This window comes from Fibrobacter sp. UWEL (genome assembly GCF_900142535.1).
GTDB lineage: Bacteria > Fibrobacterota > Fibrobacteria > Fibrobacterales > Fibrobacteraceae > Fibrobacter.
The window spans coordinates 69,070-91,615 of sequence record NZ_FRBE01000007.1 but is presented as its reverse complement, the minus strand read 5'-3'; the positions used below and the strand labels follow the sequence as shown (position 1 = coordinate 91,615).

Annotated in this window: 23 protein-coding genes; 4 read left to right on the top strand and 19 right to left on the bottom strand. The window is 50.5% G+C overall.

Annotated elements, in window-relative coordinates:
• Positions 1 to 88: 88 nt before the first annotated feature.
• From BUB59_RS06315 to urtA, 15 genes are all read right to left on the bottom strand, one after another.
• On the bottom strand, positions 89 to 964 hold the full coding sequence (locus tag BUB59_RS06315; RefSeq protein ID WP_073227221.1) for a transglutaminase family protein: 876 nt from the start codon (positions 962 to 964) through the stop codon (positions 89 to 91).
• Positions 965 to 966: 2 nt separating this feature from the next.
• Complete coding sequence (locus BUB59_RS06310; protein ID WP_234979974.1) at positions 967 to 3,381, bottom strand: circularly permuted type 2 ATP-grasp protein; 2,415 nt, start codon at positions 3,379 to 3,381, stop codon at positions 967 to 969.
• A gap of 227 nt (positions 3,382 to 3,608) precedes the next feature.
• Complete coding sequence (locus BUB59_RS06305) at positions 3,609 to 4,295, bottom strand: urease accessory protein UreD (protein WP_073227214.1); 687 nt, start codon at positions 4,293 to 4,295, stop codon at positions 3,609 to 3,611.
• A 65-nt stretch (positions 4,296 to 4,360) separates the two neighbouring features.
• Positions 4,361 to 4,672 (bottom strand): hypothetical protein, encoded by a 312-nt coding sequence (locus BUB59_RS06300; protein ID WP_073227212.1) that lies wholly within the window; start codon positions 4,670 to 4,672, stop codon positions 4,361 to 4,363.
• Between the two features lies 1 nt (position 4,673).
• A complete protein-coding gene (locus tag BUB59_RS06295) occupies positions 4,674 to 5,036 on the bottom strand; it encodes a hypothetical protein (protein WP_073227210.1) in 363 nt (120 codons plus the stop codon).
• Positions 5,037 to 5,080: 44 nt separating this feature from the next.
• Positions 5,081 to 5,689 (bottom strand): urease accessory protein UreG, encoded by a 609-nt coding sequence (gene ureG / locus BUB59_RS06290; RefSeq protein WP_073227208.1) that lies wholly within the window; start codon positions 5,687 to 5,689, stop codon positions 5,081 to 5,083.
• Positions 5,690 to 5,695: 6 nt separating this feature from the next.
• A complete protein-coding gene (locus BUB59_RS06285) occupies positions 5,696 to 6,388 on the bottom strand; it encodes an urease accessory protein UreF (protein ID WP_083540200.1) in 693 nt (230 codons plus the stop codon).
• 3 nt (positions 6,389 to 6,391) lie between these two features.
• Positions 6,392 to 6,898: an urease accessory protein UreE gene (locus BUB59_RS06280; protein ID WP_073227201.1), complete on the bottom strand. Its 507-nt coding sequence runs from the start codon at positions 6,896 to 6,898 to the stop codon at positions 6,392 to 6,394.
• 16 nt (positions 6,899 to 6,914) lie between these two features.
• A complete protein-coding gene (ureC, locus tag BUB59_RS06275) occupies positions 6,915 to 8,627 on the bottom strand; it encodes an urease subunit alpha (RefSeq protein WP_073227198.1) in 1,713 nt (570 codons plus the stop codon).
• A 13-nt stretch (positions 8,628 to 8,640) separates the two neighbouring features.
• Positions 8,641 to 9,321 (bottom strand): urease subunit gamma, encoded by a 681-nt coding sequence (locus BUB59_RS06270; protein ID WP_073227195.1) that lies wholly within the window; start codon positions 9,319 to 9,321, stop codon positions 8,641 to 8,643.
• A gap of 2 nt (positions 9,322 to 9,323) precedes the next feature.
• Positions 9,324 to 10,037, bottom strand: a complete 714-nt coding sequence (gene urtE / locus BUB59_RS06265) for an urea ABC transporter ATP-binding subunit UrtE (RefSeq protein WP_073227191.1) — start codon at positions 10,035 to 10,037, stop codon at positions 9,324 to 9,326.
• Positions 10,038 to 10,045: 8 nt separating this feature from the next.
• Positions 10,046 to 10,876, bottom strand: coding sequence for an urea ABC transporter ATP-binding protein UrtD (urtD, locus tag BUB59_RS06260; RefSeq protein ID WP_083540198.1), 831 nt, complete (start codon positions 10,874 to 10,876; stop codon positions 10,046 to 10,048).
• Between the two features lie 9 nt (positions 10,877 to 10,885).
• Positions 10,886 to 11,959, bottom strand: coding sequence for an urea ABC transporter permease subunit UrtC (gene urtC / locus BUB59_RS06255; protein WP_073227188.1), 1,074 nt, complete (start codon positions 11,957 to 11,959; stop codon positions 10,886 to 10,888).
• 29 nt (positions 11,960 to 11,988) lie between these two features.
• Positions 11,989 to 12,891 (bottom strand): urea ABC transporter permease subunit UrtB, encoded by a 903-nt coding sequence (urtB, locus tag BUB59_RS06250; RefSeq protein WP_073227185.1) that lies wholly within the window; start codon positions 12,889 to 12,891, stop codon positions 11,989 to 11,991.
• 145 nt (positions 12,892 to 13,036) lie between these two features.
• Positions 13,037 to 14,272 carry an urea ABC transporter substrate-binding protein gene (gene urtA, locus BUB59_RS06245; RefSeq protein WP_073227181.1) on the bottom strand — a complete coding sequence of 412 codons (1,236 nt, stop codon included), beginning with the start codon at positions 14,270 to 14,272 and terminating at the stop codon, positions 13,037 to 13,039.
• Between the two features lie 317 nt (positions 14,273 to 14,589).
• Between urtA and BUB59_RS06240 the strand changes: the two genes are divergently transcribed.
• The 4 genes from BUB59_RS06240 to BUB59_RS06230 all read left to right on the top strand — a co-directional run bounded on the left by BUB59_RS06240 (position 14,590) and on the right by BUB59_RS06230 (position 17,509).
• Positions 14,590 to 16,230: an acetolactate synthase large subunit gene (locus BUB59_RS06240; protein ID WP_073227177.1), complete on the top strand. Its 1,641-nt coding sequence runs from the start codon at positions 14,590 to 14,592 to the stop codon at positions 16,228 to 16,230.
• A gap of 72 nt (positions 16,231 to 16,302) precedes the next feature.
• On the top strand, positions 16,303 to 16,473 hold the full coding sequence (locus BUB59_RS15345) for a hypothetical protein (RefSeq protein WP_159433335.1): 171 nt from the start codon (positions 16,303 to 16,305) through the stop codon (positions 16,471 to 16,473).
• A 258-nt stretch (positions 16,474 to 16,731) separates the two neighbouring features.
• Positions 16,732 to 16,911 carry a hypothetical protein gene (locus BUB59_RS06235; RefSeq protein WP_073227174.1) on the top strand — a complete coding sequence of 60 codons (180 nt, stop codon included), beginning with the start codon at positions 16,732 to 16,734 and terminating at the stop codon, positions 16,909 to 16,911.
• Positions 16,904 to 17,509, top strand: a complete 606-nt coding sequence (locus BUB59_RS06230) for a hypothetical protein (RefSeq protein WP_073227171.1) — start codon at positions 16,904 to 16,906, stop codon at positions 17,507 to 17,509. The genes BUB59_RS06235 and BUB59_RS06230 overlap by 8 nt, the downstream gene beginning before the upstream one ends.
• A 13-nt stretch (positions 17,510 to 17,522) precedes the next feature.
• Here BUB59_RS06230 and BUB59_RS06225 read toward each other — a convergent pair whose 3' ends face one another.
• From BUB59_RS06225 to BUB59_RS06210, 4 genes are all read right to left on the bottom strand, one after another.
• On the bottom strand, positions 17,523 to 18,362 hold the full coding sequence (locus BUB59_RS06225) for a 6-carboxyhexanoate--CoA ligase (RefSeq protein WP_073227168.1): 840 nt from the start codon (positions 18,360 to 18,362) through the stop codon (positions 17,523 to 17,525).
• A gap of 7 nt (positions 18,363 to 18,369) precedes the next feature.
• On the bottom strand, positions 18,370 to 19,704 hold the full coding sequence (bioA, locus tag BUB59_RS06220; protein ID WP_073227165.1) for an adenosylmethionine--8-amino-7-oxononanoate transaminase: 1,335 nt from the start codon (positions 19,702 to 19,704) through the stop codon (positions 18,370 to 18,372).
• Positions 19,691 to 20,575: a tRNA lysidine(34) synthetase gene (locus BUB59_RS06215; RefSeq protein WP_073227162.1), complete on the bottom strand. Its 885-nt coding sequence runs from the start codon at positions 20,573 to 20,575 to the stop codon at positions 19,691 to 19,693. The genes bioA and BUB59_RS06215 overlap by 14 nt, the downstream gene beginning before the upstream one ends.
• A gap of 69 nt (positions 20,576 to 20,644) precedes the next feature.
• On the bottom strand, positions 20,645 to 22,543 hold the full coding sequence (locus BUB59_RS06210) for a glycoside hydrolase family 5 protein (RefSeq protein WP_073227159.1): 1,899 nt from the start codon (positions 22,541 to 22,543) through the stop codon (positions 20,645 to 20,647).
• Positions 22,544 to 22,546 lie beyond the last annotated feature (3 nt).

Here is a 22,546-nt window from a genome sequence, read left to right as displayed (position 1 = left end):
CTTCGCGATTCCGCTCAGAATGACTCTTGATAAGAATGTTGTGACTCAACTAACCTTCATTCATTATTCATTGTTAATTGTTCATCGTTCATTTCAAATCAACGTTCACGCCCACTTTCAGCGTGTGGTCGCCGCCGCCGGTAATGACTCCCTTCAGGGGGCTTACATCACCAAAGTCTCTTCCCCAGGCAAGGATGATGTGTTCCTCGCCGCCCAGCACGTTGTTGGTGGGATCCAGTTCCACCCAACCGTAGCCGGGAATGTAGGTGCTTGCCCAAGCATGCGTGGCATCGGCACCCACCAGCTTTGGCTGACCTTCAGGCGGATGAGTCCGCAGGTATCCACTGACGTAGCGGCAAGGCAATTTCAGAGACCTTAAGCAACCAATCATCAAGTGTGCGAAATCCTGGCAGACGCCTTTGCGGCCTCGAAGAATTTCTTGAGGCTGGGCTCCAATCCTGGTGGCGCCGGGAGTGTACTTGCAATCCGTATAGACGCGAGTCATCAATTCCTTGGCGGCATCAAAAATGGGGCGGCCCGGTTCAAAACTTTCCAGCGCATAGTTCCTGACAGATTCGTCATAACCTGCGAAGGGGGAGGCGTAGGCGTACATGGAGGCGTCCAATGTTTCGGCATCGTTGGGACGTTCCAGAAGTTTTGCCACTTCTTCCCAGGGCATTGTTGCTCCTTCCTTGGGAGGTTCCTCTCCGCGGACATCAACAATACCGGTAGTCTTGAATCTAAAGTGTGTATGTTCCTGTTCAATACTAAAGGCTAGGACGCGGTTTCCGAAAATGTCCAGTCGTTCCTGCTTTACAGTTGGATTGGGTTCCACTTCGATGGTGTGGCTAATCCAGTTCTGTCGACCGACAATTCGCGGAAGCATGTGAGCCAAGTGGTTACTATAGAGAACAGGCTCGCAATAATCATAAACAGTTTCGTGATCGATCTGATAGATAGGCATTTTTAAACCTCCGACACTTCGGTAGTGGTGGCGTGGAAAATGCCTGCGCGGGGGGCGTGGCTCAGATAGAGTCTGCTGATGATTTCACCGACTCGTTCAATGGCTTCAAGTTGTTCGTCTACTAGCTTTGTTAAGTTCTCCCTGTTGTAGCCTACAGTTTCAGCAAGCTTTTCCATGTTGGCCAGGCGCAGGTCCGTGAGTATTCGCATAAGTTCACGGTCCAGCGGCGAGAAGGTGGCTTCACCTTGATCGTTTCCCGGCAGGTGGGCTGTAGCTTCACGGAGCTTTGCCACCTGATAGGCAACGCTTCGCGGGTTGGATTCGTCGGACAGAAGCAAATCCAAAACCGGCACTACCTGCAGGCGGCCGCCATAGCGACGGTGGTAAGTCATGAGGCCGTCACCAATTTCAAGCACTGCCTGCAGCAAACGTAGGTTCGTCGTTTCATCGGCGGGGGCCGTAGACAGCAGGTTTTTAATCAGCTGCAAGGTGCGAGTGGCGCACTCGATCTGTCGACCAAGTTCTAGAAAGCGCCACTCATGGCCGCGAGTCATGGAGTCCGCAGCGAGGCCGGCCACAGCAGCGCTATCTGATAAGACTGCCTTTAAGTAAGGCAAAAGCGCTGCGGCACCTGCCCCCGCCGGCATTTCTGCAACGCCGAACCCGTTCAGGTACAACCACAAGTCTTCGGAAATGCGATCTCGAATCTGCACTGCGAGATCGTGAATTTCCGCTAATGCACATTGCATTCCGTTCTTGTTGTCCTTTCTTAGGACGAAGTAACGTAATGCGTTTTCCGGATCCTGGGCCATGCGGGCCAGAGATTCGTCAGAAAGTCCAGCCTTCAAGATCCAAGGCAATTCCGGCATTTCCGTCCAGGATTCATCAGACAGTCGTACTGCGATTCCTCTTGCAATACGAGCCATCATGTTGGAAGCGGACAGGTCCCGGCCGAGGCGGAACAAGTTCTCAGCAGCGCGGCTGGGCAAATCACCGCCCGCTCGAGAAGGTGTTATAGCCTGGTCGGCCGGGGCCAGGAGAGAGAAGTGGGCAACAGGTCTTTCAGAAAGCACCCAGATGTCCTTTTCTCCAACATCGCTTTCAAGGATGTGGGCCTTTGAAATACTTGCTGCGGCACTTTGTGCCAAGTTCTTATCGATGAACTGGAAAATTCCCAGTCCACCAGGCATCACCGAGGTTTCCTTCGCGGTGTTCACGGCGAACAGACGCATCAGTGAAATTGCCGGTTCAAAATCTGCGGCGCCATTGCTGCTGGAGCCTCCGCGATAGGCGGAAACGGTTGCCACTTCCACAGACTTTTCCGCAACCCATTGTTCAGGGCTGTTTTCGATGGTCTGTAGCAAGGCCAGCTGAGCCGTGGTAGTCATGGAAGCATATGCCTTGACTTCCTGTTCCTTCAAACTACCCGCGTCCCTGAAGGCCTTCTTAAAAATCCACTTTTCAGGCTCTGCCAAAACTCGTTCTGCTTCAGCTGCGTTGCCCATCCAGATGGTTTCCACATCGGGCAGGAGCAATTCTTCGCCAAGAAGCTCGCGACAAATTTCCGGCAGGAACGGCTTGAACATAGGCGTCTCCAGGACGCCTGTGCCCAGGAAGTTTCCGATGGCTACGTTTCCTGCTCGCACCGTGCTGATGAGGCCTACTGCCCCTTCTCCGCTATCGATGCGAAGTTCCAGCGGGTCGCACATGCCGTCTTCCACCCGACGGAAGATGGTTCCAATCTTCTTCAGACCCATGAGAGTCTTCATGTAGACCTGCAGATTACGCACTGCCAGGTCGTCGTTTTCTACCAACGGGATCCCTAGGTAGCGGGCCAACATGGCGTCTTCGCCTCGACGGGGATTTTCAGGTCCCGGGGCCAGCAAGACGACCTTTCCGCTGTCGCCATGAGCGCCCTTGGCGTTAATATCCTCATGCATGGCGTTAAGGCCATCCAGCAACTTCTTGAAGAACCCTGCCAGGCGTTCCGTACGCATACTGCGGAAAAGTTCCGGGAATGCGCGGCTGACCCCAATGCGGTTTTCCAAGGCGCGGCCTAAACCTTCCGGTACTTGCAAGTGGTCTGCGATGGCTACAAAGGAGCCGTCTTCCAGCCGGGCCACATCCGTAGAGGATAAATTCACGAATATGCCGCCTGCAGGTTTTACCTTCCAGGCCACTTGCATGAAGTCCGGGTTCGCGAACAAAAGGGCGGCGGGCAACTTGCCCTCTTTCCACAGCTTTTGATCGCCATAAATGTCTTCTGCCAAGGCGTTGAAAAGCCTTGCCCTCTGAGCCACTCCTGCTTCCAGGCGGCTCCAGTCCTCAGGCGAAATTACCAGGGGGATGGGGTCCGTGCCCTTGTGGCAGCTGCTGGAACTGGACGAAAGATCGTTCTCGTCCAGAACATTATGCAAGCGCCTGCAACGGTGCTCAAACTCCTCCCTCGACAATGCCGAAAGGGACTTTAAAAACGAATTTTCTGTTTCCACACAGTTCATACTCCATTAGTGCAAAAGCCGTGCCAGTGGTTCGGCGAGCTCACCAACCTTATTGCCGAAGGGACGCTGAGGTGGAAAAAAATCTTGACTTCTTGCAGAATATTTTTCTGTAAGATTTATGTAGATACAGAATTTTGAAAGCTTTACATTTCTTGTATGTAAAACTCCTTGACGGACTCAAAAAAATCCCAGATGGTTTCGCCCCTCATGGCCAGGGTGCGGATCACCACTCCCTTATAGGCGTTGGTCACCCCAACGACCCCATTCATTACAGGACTATTATTCCGGACGAAGATCTTTAAGTGATTTAAAAATTCGTTGTCTGGGCTGTAGATATACATCATCCCGTTGTGGGTGTAGTTCTGCCAGAAACCGATTTTGGTGTAGTCGAATTCCCTGGGATTCAGGAGGGTATGATCGGCAAAGGCCAGCTGGTCTCCCACGTAAAAAAGGCTCTTGCTCTGGAACTTTTCCATAGCAAAAAATTCACCCATTCCGGTGCGACCGCAGGTGAAAATATCGGCGTAAATGAAGGTGGCTGTAGGGTGGATTTTGACGGTGGCCCTGCTCTGGTAATTGCTTCCCGCGAAGGGGATGGCAGGATAGGGCATGTAGCAGATTTTAGCCTCTGGCCCCACCTGGATGGAAATGTCCTTGGAGGCAATTTTCCCGTCAGTATTAAAAACTTTTTCGTAGCTCTGGGAGAGAAATGTGGCGTTACTTCCGGTGCCAAAATCAAGATCCAACATGAAATGGTCGCCCCCAAGGAGTCCGGCGGAGGCGGCCATCATCATGATGTCGGAATGAGTTCCATTGCGAAAGGGGTGCATCACTTTGTAAGGGGACGTGTAGAAGGCGTCCTCTATTTCGGTGCACCCGTTTCGAAAGCAGGTCTTTATGCGGAGTGTGCTCTGCATAGATCTCGTGCAGACCAGAGAAGGCGTGCGAGCCACAGTATTAAAGCTAGGGCTACTACAGAAACGCCCAGGAAGGCGTCGTTCAGCATGTCTGCTGCAGCGGGTGTGAAGTATTCAGCGCCAAGCTCAGCGTATTCGGCAATGGCGTCCACAAACCACATGAGGGATGCGCCCCAGAACATGTAGCAGAGGGTGGAATACTTCATGGTGTCCTTGCCCTGCTTGGTCATGCTGTTGTACCACAGGAGGGAAGAGATGATGGCTGCAATTGCGGTGATAAGCAAGGTCATTTTACGCCTCCTCGGAATGAACTTCATGAGCGGCTCTTGCCTTACTCTTGGTCTTTAGGAAGATTAAGGACGCCGCCCACGCTAACGTGACCATGCAGGCCATGCCCACGCCTACGGTAGACATTTCGTGAAGCATGACTTGAGTAGATTCCGGATCCTGAGCTGCCGTAAGGAAGGGATAGAAAGGCTGGATTTCGCCGTGCCAGAAATGCTCGAAAGCAAGCAGGGCAGAACCGCCCCACAGCAGCTTGGACAGGCGGCGGGGAGCCTGCAGCGGGGCCTTTTCAGGCATCTTCTTTTCCACAATGAGAGTGACTGCGGTGGTAATTAAAGCTTCGGCAACGGGGACTACAAAACATGCCATATGGACTCCTTTGATAATACTTTTTGCGGGTTTGATTCTGCGGGTTAAACGCCTTCGAATAGAACAGCCTTCTTGATCCATGCGATGACTTCGTCTACGCCATCCATGCTCATGAGGTTCGTGAATAAAAACTTGCGGCCTTCTCGCATCCGTTCTGAATCTCGGGCCATCACTTCCAAGCTTGCGCCTACTAGCGGGGCCAAGTCCGTCTTGTTAATGACCAGCAGATCGGAACGCATGACGCCGGGACCACCCTTGCGGGGAATCTTTTCCCCCTGGGCTACGTCAATGACGTAAATGCTTGCGTCAGCCAAGTCGGGGCTGAAAGTAGCGGACAGGTTATCGCCACCGCTTTCAATGAAAATGATCTGCACGTCGGGAAACTTGTGGGCCATTTCGTCCACGGCTTCCAGGTTCATGGAGCAGTCTTCGCGAATGGCGGTGTGGGGGCATCCGCCTGTTTCTACGCCAACGATGCGTTCGGCGGGTAGGGCGGAATTCTTGATCAAAAATTCAGCATCTTCCTTGGTGTAAATATCGTTGGTGACCACGCAAATGCTGTATTCCTTGCTCATCTTGCGGGTGAGCCTTTCGATCAATGCGGTCTTTCCGGAACCTACGGGGCCTCCAACGCCAATCTTAACGTAACTCATAAAACATTAACTCATGTAAAGTCGTGAATAAAGTTCTTCGTGTTTCATCCCTGCAATATCTATGCCAGTGCCGCCTACCCCAAGGTCCTCGATTTCGAGGGTGGATGCGCGCTGAACGGCTTCCAGAATTTTCTTCTGGCTTTCGCTGAGGATTTTCTGACCCACCATCTGGCTGAGGGGAATCATCTTGACTCCGTTGGTCACAATGGCGTTCAGCAGGCTGTAGGTGTAAATGCTAGCGGCCTCGTCCTTACTGAGGCCGATATCCTTTGCGAATAAGCCTACGGCAATGGAGTGGTTCCCGATGCAAGAGCCTGTATTGAGAACTTCCTCTCGGTATGTATCCAGAGAAGGGTAGCCCTGTTGGGAGGCTCCCTCAAATTCCTGATAGATTTTGAGAAATCGACTGCAAAGTTTTCTAGAACCAGTACGTACTTCTTCTGGCGCTTTCAATGCCATGGAAAAACGATCCAGATTTTTTATGTAGTCCATGTCTTGGGCGTGATCATAACTGAGGGTCATGACCCCAAGGTCATTGTAGGGCAGGATCTTTAAAAAGCTGGAAACGTATTCTTCCAGAGAAGTGCCGTTGGTTATGGTTCTGTTTGCGATAAGAGTCTCCAGCCCATTGGAAAGCGTGAATGCTCCAATGGGAAAGAGGCTGTCGCAGACTTGAATCATCCGCAAGGTAGCCAGCATACTCTAGTGCTCGTGATGATGGCCCTCACCATCATGATGATGGTGCTCATGTTCATGAGTGTGGCTGTGGGTAGCTCCGTGTGCCTTGCAGACGATGTAATCGGTAAAGACCGCTTCCACAACCTGGGGGTAGAAACCAATGCGAATCAGATAGAGATAGGTGGGCTCGTCGTAGGGAATGGTAATATCCTTGCAGGTGATCTGCAGGGACAAATGCCTATTGCCCAATTCAAAACCAAGACGTCCCATTTCTTCCATGGAATCTACGGCAATGCGAATCAGCTTGCTTTTCTTGATTTGGACGGCGTAAATGGCTTGGGGGGTTACGGCAAGAACGTCTCCATCAGAAAGAGTTTCGTCAATCTGAATTCCCAATTCGGTTCCGTCATCAGCAATTTTCAAGATGCGATGCTTGTCTGTTTCGAACCATTCAAAAGGAACACTGACAATCTTCTTCTGGATGGGACTCTTTTCCCAGTAGAGGTTTCCCAAAATTTTATCGGCAATCATTTTGGACTCCTTTGTTTTAGAAGAGGAAATATCTTCTGGCAAGAGAAAGCTCTGTGGCGGCTTCACAGGTAATTCTTTCTCCATCCACTTTAACGGTATAGGTTTCTGGATCCACTTCCAGCTTTGCAATTCGATCGTTATGGACCATGTCCTTTTTCCCAATGTTGCGGCAGTTGCTTACGGGAAGGATGGTTCTTGAAAGTCCCAGTTCTTCCTTGATGCCGTGGGTAAAGGCGTATTCAGAAACGAAAGTAATGCAGGTCTTTGCCAGAGCCTTTCCGTGAGCGCCGAACATGTCGGTATACACCACCGGCTCCGGCGTTGGAATGCTGGCGTTGGCATCTCCCATTTTGGAAGCGCAGATAAATCCAGATTTCAAAATCATTTCGGGTTTGGCGCCGAACATGTCGGGGCGCCACAAAACCAGGTCTGCAATCTTGCCTACTTCCACGGATCCTACGTATTTTGAAATTCCGTGAGTGATAGCGGGATTGATGGTGTACTTGGCTACGTAACGTTTGACGCGGTTATTGTCGTTGCGTTCGCAGTCCGTATCCAGAGTGCCCCTCTGCTTTTTCATCTTGTCCGCAGTTTGCCAAGTGCGAGTAATGACTTCGCCTACGCGGCCCATGGCCTGAGAGTCAGAACTCATCATGGAGAAAATGCCCATATCGTGAAGAACGTCTTCAGCGGCGATGGTCTCCGGACGGATTCGGGAATCAGCGAAGGCGACGTCTTCCTTGTTGTTCTTGTCCAGATGGTGGCAAACCATCAACATGTCCAGATGCTCATCGATGGTATTTTTCGTGAAGGGCATGGTGGGGTTTGTGGAGGAGGGCAGAACATTGGGGAAGGCGGCTGCGCGGATAATGTCGGGAGCGTGTCCACCGCCTGCACCTTCCGTATGGTAGGTGTGAATGGTGCGTCCCTTGAAGGCTGAGATGGTATCTTCCACGAAGCCGCCTTCATTTAATGTGTCCGTATGGATGGAAACCTGAACGTCAAATTCGTCAGCCACGCCCAAGCAAGTGTCAATAGCCTTGGGTGTAGAACCCCAGTCTTCGTGCAACTTCAGGCCCGCAGCCCCTGCACGAATCTGCTCTCTCAAGGTTTCCGGATTGGAACCGTTTCCCTTTCCTAAGAACGCCAAATTGACCGGCAGATCTTCTGCCGCTTCCAGCATTCTGTGAATGTTAAACGCGCCCGGCGTACAAGTGGTGGCGTTGGTGCCATCTGCAGGCCCCGTGCCGCCGCCCACCATGGTGGTGACGCCGCTATAGAGGGCGGTACGCACCTGGGTAGGTGAAATAAAGTGGATGTGGGTATCGATACCGCCAGCGGTCAATATCAGGCCTTCGCCGGCGATTGCTTCTGTTGACGCCCCGATAATCATACCGGGGGTGACACCGTCCATCATGTGGGGATTGCCTGCCTTGCCAATACCTGCAATCAGACCGTCCTTAATGCCAATATCTGCTTTGAAAATTCCAGTGGCGTCAATAACGAGAGCGCTTGTAATCACGGTGTCCAGGCATTCTTCATCCTTGAAGGGAACGGCCTGGCCCATGCCATCGCGCAGGGACTTGCCACCACCGAATTTTGCTTCGTCGCCGTAGACGCAATAATCCTTTTCTACTTCCACAATCAAGGAAGTATCCGCAAGACGGACGCGGTCTCCAACGGTGGGGCCGTACATTTGAGCGTAATCTTTTCTAGAAATCTTGTACATAAAACTCTCGCCTTTATACGCCTGCGAATTTTTCTGCAGAAGCTTTGTTCAATGCGGCAGATTTAATCTTTTCATCGTCCATCAGGCCTTCCACAAGACCGTTCAATCCGTATCCTTCCCGTGTGCCGCCGATTTCTACCAGATTCACCTTCTTTGTCTCGCCCGGTTCAAAACGGACTGCGGTACCAGCGGGAATATCCAGACGCATGCCGTAAGCTGCGGTGCGGTTGAAATCCAGCTTCTTGTTGACCTCGAAGAAATGGAAATGGGAGCCTACCTGAACGGGACGATCCGCCGTATTGGTTACGTCCAGAGTTATAGTGTTCTTGCCGGCGTTCAGCTCGATGAATCCGTCTTCCACAAGGACTTCGCCAGGAATAATTTTCCCGGTGGTGGGAATGGGGTCGTGAACAGTCACTAGCTTGGTGCCATCGGGGAAGGTGGCTTCCAGCTGGATTTCGTGAATCATTTCCGCTACACCGTCCAGCACCTGCTCCGCGGTCAGCATCTTGCGGCCTTCAGACATTAAATCTGCCACGGTCTTGCCATCGCGAGCAAGTTCCAAAAGTTTGCTGCTGATATAGGCGATTGCTTCCGGATGGTTCAGTTTCAAACCGCGCTGCAGTCTTTCGCTAGCGACAATGCCTGCGTAATGCAGCATCAACTTTTCGATTTCTCTAGGAGTTAAATGCATAATTAATCCGTCATTAACTTTTGGACTTCTGCCTTGTCGCAGAGAGAAGTTTCCTTATGGAAAATGATGTTACCCTTTTCCATAATGTTGATGTAGTGGCTGTTTTCCATGACGAAATCCAGATACTGTTCCACCAGCAACACGGTAATGCCCTTCCATTCGTTGATCTTACGGATGGCCCGGCCAATATCGTTAATGATGGAAGGCTGGATACCTTCGGTAGGCTCGTCCAGAATCAAGATCCTGGGATCTTGAACTAGGGCGCGGGCGATTGCCAGCTGTTGCTGCTGACCGCCGGAAAGGTCACCACCCCTGCGCTTGGCGAACTTCGGAAGAATAGGGAACAGGTCGTAAAGGTATTCGGGAACCTTGTTCTTTCCCACCTTCTCGCCGCGTCCAAGCATGGGCTGCACGCCTAATTCCAGATTTTCAAGGACGGTCATCTGCGGAAAAATGTCGCGGCCCTGAGGGACGTAACCAATGCCACGACGGACTCGCTCATAAGCCGGCAAACCGGCAATTTCCTTACCGTCAAACATAAGGGAGGTCTTAGGACCTGTCTTGACCAGGCCCATAATGCTTTTTAAAGTGGTGCTCTTGCCCACGCCATTTCGACCAATCAGACTGACGATCTTTCCCTTGGGAATTTCAAGGTTCAATCCTTCGATAACCTTGCTTTCGCCATAATAAGAATCCATGTCTTTTAAATACAGCATACAATCTCCTATTCGCCGCCGCGTCCCAGGTAAACCTTCTGTACCGTCGGATCTGCAAGAACTTCCGTCACGGAACCTTCCATCAGAATTTTTCCTTCGTGAAGGACGGTTACGCGGTCTGCAATCTGCTTGACGAAATCCATATCGTGTTCAATGACGATGACGGAACATTCCTTCTTGATTTCCTTCAGGATTTCGCCGGTCTTGAATGTTTCCGGCTTGCCCATACCTGCGGCGGGTTCGTCCAGCATAATGACTTCCGGCTTTTGCACCAACTGCATGGCAATTTCCAGCCATTGCTTTTCGCCATGAGCCAATGCACCGGCACGCCATTCACGCTTGTCAGCAAGACCCACCTTCTGTAAGGTTTCTTCAATATGATCCAGCTCGTCCTTCTTGGGCTTGCGTAGAATGGTATCCACGATTCTCTTGCCCTTCTTCAGGGAAAGAATCATGTTTTCTTCTACGGTCAAGTTCACAAATACAGAAGGCACCTGGAACTTTCTTCCAATTCCAAGCCACACAATCTTGTATTCCTTCATCCCCGTCAAAGTTACAGGCTCCTTGTACATGGGATGATAAACTACATTACCCTGAGTGGGTTTCGTCTTGGCGCAGATGATGTCCAGCAAAGTGGTTTTGCCTGCACCGTTAGGACCAATAAAGAAATGAATGGTATTTCTCTTGACCTTTGTATTCACATCGGTCAGTGCGTAAAAACCGTCAAAGCAGACAGAAACGTGATTGATGTCCAATACGGATTCTGAAAGCTGTCTAACTTCAATAGGGGCCGGGTTATTAGCAAGAAGTTCTTCTTTTGATACAATTTCGTGATGCATAAAAACTCCTTAAGCCTTTTTAAACAGTGCGGGAACTTTGTCGCGGACAAGGCCCACGATGCCGCCCTTAAAGAACAGAATGGTGACGCAGAACAGAATGCCGATAATGTACTGCCAGATTTCTACGGTACTTCCGGAACTCAAGTTGTATTCACAGATGTTAATGAAGAACGCTCCAATCACAGCGCCGATAATAGTGCCGCGGCCACCGATGGCCACCCAGATCACCATGCCGATGGAGTAGGTGATGGTCATCTGGGAAGGAGTGATACATCCGTTGAAGTTCACGAAAATGGCGCCTGCAATGCCTGCGAATGCTGCGGAAAGAACATAGATGAAAGTCTTGTAGCGGCTTACAGGATAGCCGGAGAAGTATGTTCTGTTTTCGCCATCGCGGATTGCAATCAGGACCTTACCGAACTTACGTTCCACCAGGAATTTGGACAATGCATAAATCGCCACCAGCGCAATGAGGGATACGTAGAACAGCAGGAACATATTGCCCTGATTGGCACTACCCTTGATGCTTCCGAAGATGGACTTGATTTCCGTAATGCCTACGTTACCGTTAGTGTAGGGAGACATGGCGATAAACAGGGAGCATGCGGCCCAGGTAAGTGCCTGGGAAATGATGGAAAAGTAGACGCCCTTCACGCGATTCTTGAAGATGAAGTAGCCAACTACCCATGCTACAAGAGCAGGTGCCACAACCACCAGGAGGATGCTACCGGGAGACATGGCGAAAGGAGTCCATATCAAAGGCAGCTCCGTAAGGCCACCAATATGCATAAAGTCAGTCAGGTGTCCTCCCGTAGCCTGCATCTTCAAGTACATGGCCATGGCGTAACCGCCCAAGGCGAAATACAGGCCGTGACCCAGGCTCAAAATTCCGGTGTAACCCCAGATCAAGTCGATGCCGATGGCTACGATGGCAAAGCTAATGCACTTGCCTAGGAACAGAATGGTGGAACCGCCGCTGACCACGCCTAGCATTAGAAGCACAGGCATCATGGCCAGAATAAAAACGATAATTCCAAAGGTAATGTTGGATCCGTGTCTTTCGAATAGTTTTAAAGCCTTCATTGTTGTACCTAAAATCCTTCGTTAAACCGTTAATCCAAATTTCTGCTCTTGATAACGAATAGGCCTTGAGGTCTTTTCTGCAAGAATACGATGACGATGAGGAGAACTACAGCCTTGGCGATGGTAGAGGACGTATAGTTTTCCGTAAAGATGGAACTGATGCCAATGATGCTGGAACCGATGACGGTACCTGCCAAGTTTCCTACGCCGCCTAATACTACGGCCATAAAGGAGTTCACGATATAGCTCTGACCAACGGTAGAGTCAATGGAACCCAGCAGGGCAACGGAACAGCCTGCGATGCCTGCGAATCCGGAACCCATGGCGAAGGTGATGTTGTCCACCTTGCGGGAGTTAATGCCCATGCACTGCGCCATAGGGCGGTTCTGCATGACGGCGCGCATCTGGCGACCGAAATTAGACTTGTACATCACAAGCCAAACAGCTCCCATACAGAGGGCCACCAGCAGGATGATGAAAATTCTGTTATAGGAGAACGTGCATTCTCCGAGAGTGATGCCACCGCTCAAAAAAGCGGGTGCGGTAACGTTAACGCCCTGGGAACCAAAGATGGAACGTGCACCCTGTTGTAAAATCAGGCTAATGCCCCAGGTGGCTAGAAGGCTATCGATTTCACGACCGTACAGTCTGGAAATCACGAATTTTTCAAGAAGGCTTCCCAGCCCGAATGCAACGCCAAATGCAGCTGCAATAGCTACGAAGTAATAAAGCCCGCCGATGGATTCCGGCAGGAACTTTACAAAAAGTTGTTGAACCACAAACGTCATGTATGCGCCAATCATGACGAATTCGCCGTGAGCCATGTTGATCACGCGCATTACGCCAAAAGTAATGGCAAGGCCTAAAGACGTCAGCAAGATAATGGAGCTGAGGCTCAAACCGTTAAAAAGAATGTTGATGATTTGTTCCAAGGTGTCCTCGGTCCGTTTGTGGTAAAAGAGTTTGATGTTTTTGAAAAAAGGGCGCGGGCCCGAAGGCCCGCTGGTTATATGGATGCAGGCGAAAAAGCCTGCGGTCTCTATTGGTCTTTATTGATTAGGAGGTATTATGAAGAAACTAGTTCAGCGGCTGGAGGCCTGCCTTTACAGCCCAATCGTAAGTGGTCAGGTACGGATCCGGAGCCACGGGGCCAGCGGTTGCGTAGACTTCCTTGATGAGACCATCTTCGGAAACTTCGCCTACGCGTACCGGCTTGGAGAGGTGCTGGGTCTTGCCATCGATAGCCACAACACCTTCCGGAGCCTTGTAGGAAATGGCGCCAGACTTGATTGCGGTAAGAACGGCTTCCACTTCAAAGCTCTTTGCAACCTTCACAGCTTCTGCCCACAGGTAGACTGCGTCATATGCTGCTTCTGCCGGGTCGGAGGTCACGCGAGTTGCGCCAAACTTTTCCTTATAGGCAGCAACGAATGCGCTGTTTTCAGGAGTTTCGGTAGTCTGGTAGTAGTTCCAGGAAACCAGATGACCTTTCAGGATTGCGGGGCCGATGGTAGCAACTTCTTCTTCAGCAATGGAGAAGGACATGGTCATGTATTCCTTGCTGGAGTAGTTCTTTTCGGACATCTGCTTGAAGAAGGAAACGTTGCCGGTGCCGTTCAAGGTGTTCACGATAACATCCGGCTTTGCGGCTTCGATCTTTGCGATGATAGCTGCGAAATCGGTCTGGTCCATATCGGCGTATTCTTCACCCACCACAGAAATGCCAGCGGCCTTAGCCTGTGCATTGATGATCATGTTGGCGGTGCGGGGGAACACGTAGTCGGAACCCAAAAGGAACAGCTTCTTGTAGCCCTTGGAAATCAGGTATTCGATAGCCGGAACGATCTGCTGGTTAGGAGCTGCACCGGTGTAGACAATGTTCGGAGACATTTCCATACCTTCGTACTGCACCGGGTACCAGAGCAGAGACTTATATTCTTCGAAGATGGGCTTTACAGCCTTACGGGAGGAAGAAGTCCAGCAGCCGAATACGGTAGCAACCTTTTCGATGTCAATCAGCTTTTCAGCCTTGGTTGCGAAAGTAGACGGTTCAGAAGCGCCATCTTCTTCCACGAAGACAATCTGCTTACCCAACACGCCGCCGGCCTTATTGATCTGTTCAATAGCCAAAACTTCTGCGTCGCGGACGGACTTTTCACTAATAGCCATAGGGCCGGTGAGGGAGTGGAGCAAGCCCACCTTCACAGTTGCGGTTTCTGCGGCCTTTTCTTCGTTACAGCCTACGAGGCCGAATGCGCCCAGGACTAGAGCGCCTGTTGCTAGGGTAGATAAAAACTTACGAGCGATATTCATAGGGGTCTCCTTGTTGGTTTACGACCCCATGATTGCAAAAGCCGTGCCAATGGTCCGCCGAAACGGTTTTAGACGCTGTCAATGGGCAAAATGTGTAAACGTACATTTCTTGTAAGAATCCCGTAGTCACATTTTTTGAATGGCTTTACAGAAATTGTATGGAAAACGGATTGTGAAAACCCAGCGGGAATAATAGGCTTGTTTTTAAAATACGTGCTTTGTGGTCCTGCGGGCTTTAAAAAAACGTATATCTTCTGGATATGAGGCAATTTCCTATCTACTTTATATAATGGCACGCATTTTGCAAAACGCTCGGCATGAACACAGCCGAAGTTTTAATCAAGTCCCTGGAAAGTGAGGGCGTCAAGTATATTTTTGGTATTCCGGGTGAAGAAACCTTGGAATTGATGGAAGCGATCAAGCATTCCTCCATTCGTTTTATTACGGTCCGTCACGAACAGGGTGCGGCCTTTATGGCCGACGTCTATGGCCGCCTTACGGGAAAGGCTGGCGTCTGTCTTTCTACCCTTGGGCCGGGTGCCACCAACTTGGTGACCGGTGTGGCTGATGCCAATTCCGATGGTGCTCCGCTGATTGCTATTACAGGCCAGGTGGGTACGGAACGTATGCATTTGACGAGCCACCAGTATTTGGATCTGGTGAACATGTTTACGCCTATTACCAAGCGCAGTAAGCAGGTGGTTCGCCCCGACACGGTGAATGAAATTGTTCGCATTGTATTTAAGTATGCCGAGATGGAAAAGCCGGGTGCTTGCCATATCGATTTGCCCTGCAATATTGCCGCCATGGAAGTTTCCTGCGAAGTGGCTCAGACCCCGCTGAAGCATCACCGCGAGAATATTGTGTACGCTAGCGACGAGGCTATCAAGGCTGCGGCTAAGGCTATTGCCAGCGCCAAGCGCCCTGTGATTTTGGCAGGTCACTCTGCAGTTCGGAATAATGCTTCAAAGGCTTTGACTGAATTTGCTTCTTCCGCAAAGATTCCCGTGGTCAGTACCATGATGGCCAAGGGCGTGATTCCTTGCGATAATCGCTATTCCATGTGGTGTATCGGTATTCCCCAGAAGGATTATCAGAACTACATTATGGACGAGGCTGATCTTGTGATTGCCGTGGGCTACGACGTTGTGGAATATGCTCCGGTCAAGTGGAATTCCAAGGGCGACAAGAGAATTATTCACATCGACGAAACTCCCAACCATGTGAATAAATACTACCAGCCCGAAGAAGAAGTCATTGGAAATATTTCTGCGTCCCTGGATGTGCTTCGCAATCTTTGCCCCAGCACTAAGGATCCGGAATGGGCTCTGTACATTCGCGAGAAGATGGCGGCGGATCATGCCCGCTACGATCTGGATAAGAGTTTCCCGCCCAAGCCTCAGAAGGTTTTGCACGATGTTCGCCTGGTCATGGGCGAAGACGATATCTTGCTTTCGGACGTGGGCGCTCACAAGATGTGGATTGCTCGACAGTACCATTGCTACCATCCCAACACTTGCATTATCTCCAACGGTTTTGCAACCATGGGCATCGCCGTGCCGGGCGCAATTGCAGCAAAGCTTTTGAATCCCGAAAAGAAGGTGCTGGCAGTTACAGGCGATGGCGGCTTCATGATGAACAGCCAGGAACTGGAAACGGCTTACCGCGAACACATTCCTTTTGTGACACTGGTGTTTACCGATGGTAACTACGGTCTCATCAAGTGGAAACAGGAAGAACGTTACGGTGAAAGCTACGCCATTGAATTTACCAATCCGGATTTCGTGAAGTACGCCGAATCCATGCACCTGAAGGGCTACCGCATCGAACGTACTGAGGATCTCATCCCCACGCTCCGCGAGGCCTTCGAGCAGGACGTGCCCAGTATTATCGAATGCCCGGTGGACTATTCCGCCAACATGGAACTGTCCGAATACTTAAAGAACTTAAAAGTGTAAGCAAGCAACGCTTGCGTCATCCTGAGCGAAGTCGAAGGATCTAGTAAAAAATTTATCATAAGGAACCACAATATGGGATACATCAATTCTCTGTTTACGGGTCAGGCAGAAACCTCTGGCGTGTCGGTTTCTGAATCCTCCAACCTCATGTCCATTAACAGCATTTCCGGCCACTCAGCTGTTTACCGCCATCTCAAGGTTGGCTGTAAGGTTGCGGAAAAGCAGCAGAAGCAGGCTGAATAAATTTTAACTTCATAAAAACCTCCAAGTTCAACACGAAAGGCTCGCGAGAAACCGCGGGCCTTTTTTCAATGGATGGGTTTGTCCCTATTGGAATGTGCTGAATTTTTAAGTATATTAAATGCATGAGAAACAAATCCCCTTACGAGGGGCATCTTAAACTCTCTGCTTGACGTCGTTGCTATGCAACAGGAACCCTATGGGGAGGCCGGCCCCTGACGATCAACGTAGGGCACCAAAGGCACAAAGTCAGGGAGATTTATGGCAACTTCTAGCATTACACATAATTTTGTGTTTGACGCAGCGAGTACTCAGCGTTTTGTTGATCAGCTTGAAGCTGCGGAACGCGATGCACAGAAACCTATTCCTCAGGTTGCAAGATTTATAACTGATCCCAAAGAAATCCTTGCTTTTATGTCAAAGCAAGGATCAAATGGATAATCGTTATTCCGTCATCAGTTTAAAACAATATCTTGAAGCGAAAGGGAATGTTCTTGTTCCTAATGATGAAATTCAGAAGGATTTCAGTTTCTTTTCGTGTGGACCTAATGAAGATGTAAAGAACTTTCTTCAGAATAGCTCGATTCCTTTTACTCAAAAGAAACAGTCCATAACATATTGCGTTTACGATGACTTGAAAAATTTGGTTGGATATTTTGCTCTTGCAGTAAAGCCTGTTTCTTTTCGTAGCGAAATATTAAGCAATACGTCTCGTAAGATTATTGAACGTGTTAGCAAGTACGATGTTGATTCGGGTGTTTTTAATGCAAGCGGATTCCTTATCGCTCAGCTTGGAAAAAATTTTCGCATAACAGAAGAAAATCGTATTTCCGGAAATCATTTGCTCAATTTGGCGATTAATACAATCCAACTTGCTCAGAATATTGTCGGCGGAACAATAGTGTTTCTTGAGTGCGAAAACAAACGAAAACTGTTACGTTTTTACGAGTCAAACGGATTTCGACAGTTTTCGTCAAGAATCGCGGGAGATTGTCTATCGGGGGAAATAGAGCTGATGCAAATGTACAGGTTGATTTGAATGAATGGGGGTCTTACTTGCAGCGGACCAGTACTTTCTTTTTCTGCAGGAAGTCGATGCATTCTTCGGCAGAGGCCTTGCTGGAATCAAAGAGGAAAACTCGGCCACCGTCGGGGTTGCCCATTTCCTTCAGCTTCATGATTCGTACGTAGCCCAGTTCCTTGCTGGCAACGTAGCCGGTGACGTAATCCGGATCGTCGCTGATGCAAAGTTCTGCGACCATGCCGGGAGCGTTTGCCACTTTTGTTGCCAGAACGATGGCTTCGTTGAAGTGGTTCTTGTTGGTGGATGCTTTGCCGCAGGGCTCCCGATCATCAACAGTGTTGGTCTGCAGCGCATCCATATAGGTGGCGCGAACACCGCGTTCCGGGTTGGGTTCCAGTCGGTTGCCGGTGCGGATGTCGTAAAGCATGGCGCCGCGCATGGGGTAGGTGGCGCGGAGAAGTTCGGGGAGCTTTTCTCTAAAGTTTTTAAGAATTGCTAGATTCTCGCCTTCGCGAGGATGACAATCGGACTCTCCTGAAGCCTTTACCACGGACTGGTTCACAAGTTCAAAAGCCTTGTCAAGACCTTCCTGCCAGGTGTCTACATCCACCCGGGTTACGGGCAGTGCGTCCAGAATCTGAATGTCCTTTTCTGCCACCTTTTCAATCTTGATGTTGATTTTATCCGGATCGCCTTTGGAGTGCGTCATGGCGCGGCGCACCATGGCCTGACAAACGTATTCTACAGCATCGCGAGAAACGATGCGCTCTGCACCGGAAATATGCTGCTCGTGAATGTTGCGGTTGCCGTCTGCGCCAGTTTCTTCCACATCCTGGGAAGCGCGCATTTTCAAACTGTAGTAATCCATAATATCCCTATTCGTGGAATTCGTCATCGCTGACGGGGCCGGGTTCACATTGACCAATCATCTTGATGGCTTCGCAAATGCGGTCCACCTCGGCGTCGGTGGTGATGAGGGGCGGCATGGTGTAAACGTAATTACAGAAAGGACGGAGCCACACACCGGTTTCCTTGATCACTCGCAGAATGTCGTCGGACGTGGGAATGGCCTTCAGTTCCAAGCAGCCGATGGCGCCCAGTACGCGAACGTCTGCGGCGTTTTCAAGATTGCGTAACGGTTCCAAATTTGCGCGGAGGCGAGACTCAATTGCGGCCACGCGGGATGCATAGTCACGGTTTTCAAATAGATCCAAGGAAGCAATAGCCGCAGCACAGGCCAGCGGGTTTGCCATGTAGGTAGGGCCGTGCATGAAGGCGGAAATCTTGCTGTTGGTAATAACGTCTGCAACCATTTCGGAAGCGACGCATGCTGCCATAGTCATGTGTCCGCCCGTCAGGGCTTTACCGATAGTCATAATGTCTGGCAGCACGTACTCGCCGTGGTCCCCCAACGACGCGTGTTCCATACCCCAGCGCGGGCCGGTGCGGTAAAATCCTGCAGCGATTTCGTCAAAGATCAGCAGAATGCCTTTTTCGTCGCAGAGCTTGCGCAGTCTCTTCAAGTATCCTGCGTTATAAAGCCACATGCCGTTTCCGCCCTGGAAAACAGGTTCGCAAATAATGGCTGCGATTTCCTTTTCGTGTTCTTCGACCACGCGTTCCATGCTTTCAAAATCGCGGTCGTCCCATTCACCATCTGCGCGACAGTTGGGGCGTTCCGCAAAATAATGCTGAGGCATAATGCCTCGGAACAAAGTGTGCATTCCGTCAGGATCACTTAATGCCATGGCGCCTGCGGTGTCACCATGATAGCCGCCCTTCAATGCCACCAGTTTGCACTTTTCAGGGTGTCCCTTGGCGAATTGGTACTGCACAGCCATCTTGGCGGCACATTCCACAGAAATACTTCCGGAGTCGGCGTAAAAAATCTTGTTGAGACCCTTGGGCAGGAACTTCACCAAGCGTTCACCCAGCTCAATGGCAGGCTCGTGAGTGAATCCACCAAACATCACATGGCACATCTTTTCGCTTTGCTTGCGGATGGCTTCTGTAATCTCGGGGGCGTTGTGGCCGTGTGCCACGCACCACCAGCTAGAAACAGCGTCAATCAAATTCAAACCGTCGGCGGTTTCAATCGTTGTTCCGTGTGCGGCCTTTGCCAGAAAGCGTGCGGGAGTATTACGCAGGGCGGCATAAGGGTGCCACAAATGATCAGCGTCAAAAGCCAAAAGGGAATCAAGATTCTTCATGGGATGAATCCTCATTATAATCTTCCAGGAAACTGTGCTGTTCGCCGCCAGCTTTGTAGCCCGGGAATGTCTCGATGCATACGGCGTGAACGCTATTGAAAATGTTCTTCTCAATATTGGGATTGATTCGCTTCAATCGCTTGATCAATTCCTTAGTTTCCTTGCGCTTGCTTACGTTCACTTCGCAATTTTCCTCGGCGGTAATTTCGCTTCGGGAAGTCTGGCGGCAGGCGCACTGGATAAATTCCAAATCGTTATACTTGGTCCAGTTGATAATGTCCTGTTCGTTAATGCAGTACAGCGGACGAATCAGTTCCATGCCTTCAAAATTCTGGCTGTGGAGCTTGGGCATCATACCCTGCAATTGGGCTCCGTAGAACATGGCCATCACCGTAGTTTCAATCACGTCGGACATATGATGGCCTAGCGCAATCTTGTTGCAGCCCATGTCCTTTGCAAAATGGTACAGATGGCCGCGGCGCATCTTGGCGCAAACGTAACAGGGAGACTTCACCACTTTTTCCGTAACGTCAAAAATGTTGGTCTCGAAAACCGTAATGGGAATTTCCAGCAGGGCGGCATTACTTTCAATCTTTTCGCGATTGATCTTGTTGTAGCCCGGATCCATAACCAAGTATTTTACTTCAAACTGAAAGTCAGTATGGCGCAAAAGCATCTGCATCAATTTGGCCAGCAGCATGGAATCCTTGCCACCAGAAATACAGACTGCGATTTTGTCACCTTCTTCAATGAGCTTGTATTTTTTAATTGCAGAAATAAAGGGCGTCCATAGGCGTTCCCTATAGGTGGTGGAAATACTTCGTTCCACCTTCTGCACAAAAGACAATTCTCTTTTTGATTTCTGACTCATTGAACTACAAAATAGAAAATAAGAGGCGCCCTTGCGAGCGTCTCTTGTGGTGATCTCAGGAGATGAGAATTACTTGATGGTGATGGCACGGGTTTCGTTGCCCACGCGGAGAACGTAGCGGCCTGCGCGGGGAGCAGTCAGCATGACGCTACCATTGGCGGAGCCCTTCACCAGAGTCTGGCCCAGCATGTTGCTGAGAGAATACTTGGTGCCTGCAGCGATTCCGCTAACAGCGATGTTCTTGCCGTTTACGTTCACGCCGAAGTTTGCCTTGGCGAAGGAGGGCTTGATGGCGTCATCGGCGTTATATTCCGGAATGGCTGCAAAAGTATAACCGGTCACTTCGGTAACACACTTCAGGTCCTTCACCCAGAGGGACTTGTCAAAGAAGTCGTTGGTCACCAGGAAACGGAATGCAGTCACCTGTTCAAGAACAGGGTAGGTGGGGATTGCGGGCTGCCAGCCGTTGCTCATGGCCCAGCCAAGATCGATATTCACGGTTTCCCATTCCGGTGCGTAAGGCATTTCGACGAAGGGATAATCCCAGGCGCCTTCGCCAAAGAATTCTTCGCTGGCGTTCCAGTCGTAGTAAAGAGTAAACTGGTGGTTAGCGCCCTTATAGCTGTACTGGATCATCTTGCACTTGGAAAGATTAGCCTTGGTAGAATATTCCGCACGAATATAAGGCGCGTAATCAAAACCAGTGCCGACGGTATCCAGATTCATGTTGTCCATCTTCACCACGCCATCAGCGGTGTTGTCGTCGAAGGTGGAATTGCCCTTGTGGCCATCGGGATCACCGTAGTCATCGATGTCGCTAGTTGTGCTCCACTTGCCTGCAATTTCAGTGCCTTCGCCGTAGGTCACCAAGTTGGGGAGATTGTCGGTGATGGTGGCTGCCCAGTCAAGTTTCTTTTCGTAGGTGGTCTTCTGGGGAAGAATGTTTGCCTTCATGTAGTTATCAACGTCATTATCTTCCAGGAAAGGCTTTTCTACGTCCCACTTGGCGTAGGAGAGCTTCTTCTCGGTAGTCCATGCCAGGAATTCTTCCAGCTGGGTCTTGTGAGATTCCTTGGTGAAAATCTGGTCGATGCCTCCCCATTCGGTAACCATGACGCTCAGGCCTGCAGCCATTGCCTTATTGGAACTTGCAATATGTTCCTGGGTGGTGTGGATGTCGGCGTAGAAGTGGTAGGTGTAAGCTACGTTAGGATCATTCACAGGATCTGCAACAGCTTCGCCTGCCTGAGAAGACCACTGGGGGTTACCCACCACAATCAGGTTGTTGGAATGGGGACGGATGGCGGCGATCACCGTATCTGCGTAAGCCTTCAGGTCTGCCCAAGTTTCAGCCACCGGTTCGTTATAGATTTCGAAAATCACATGAGGGTACTTACCGTAACGTTCTGCCATCTTGCCAAAGAACTTGGCGGCGTCAGCGGCGCTAAAGCAGGTCTTGTTGTCGTTAAACTTCATCCAGGTCTGGGCAGGCTTTTCACCCGGATGAATGCAGTTGAAGTAACCACCTTCAGAGTGCCAGTCAATCAGAACGTAAACGTCGTTTTCAATAGCGGCCTGAACCACAGTGTCCATCTGGGCTTCGAAATATTCCGGACGGGTCATGTAGCCGCCGTGTCCCCAAGGAGGAACAACGCCCATGGCGGAACGGATCAGTTCCACATTCCAGCCACCAACGAGAGTGTCGATAAAGGTGTTGCCGTAGAAAGAGCTGCCATAGGGCCAGTACATGCTCCAGGTCAGGCTCATGCCCTTTACCTGAACTTCCTTGCCTTCGGTCACGCCATCAACGCTGCCGTAAATGCGGCCTTCGCCGGCGGCATTCTTTCCTGCCTGCAGGGCGCCATACTGGCTTACAGGGCCGACGCGCTTAGGTTGAATAGTTGCGAATGCTGCACTAGCCAGCGCTGCAACGCACAGGGCGGTAATCGCCTTGCCAAACATCTTCATACA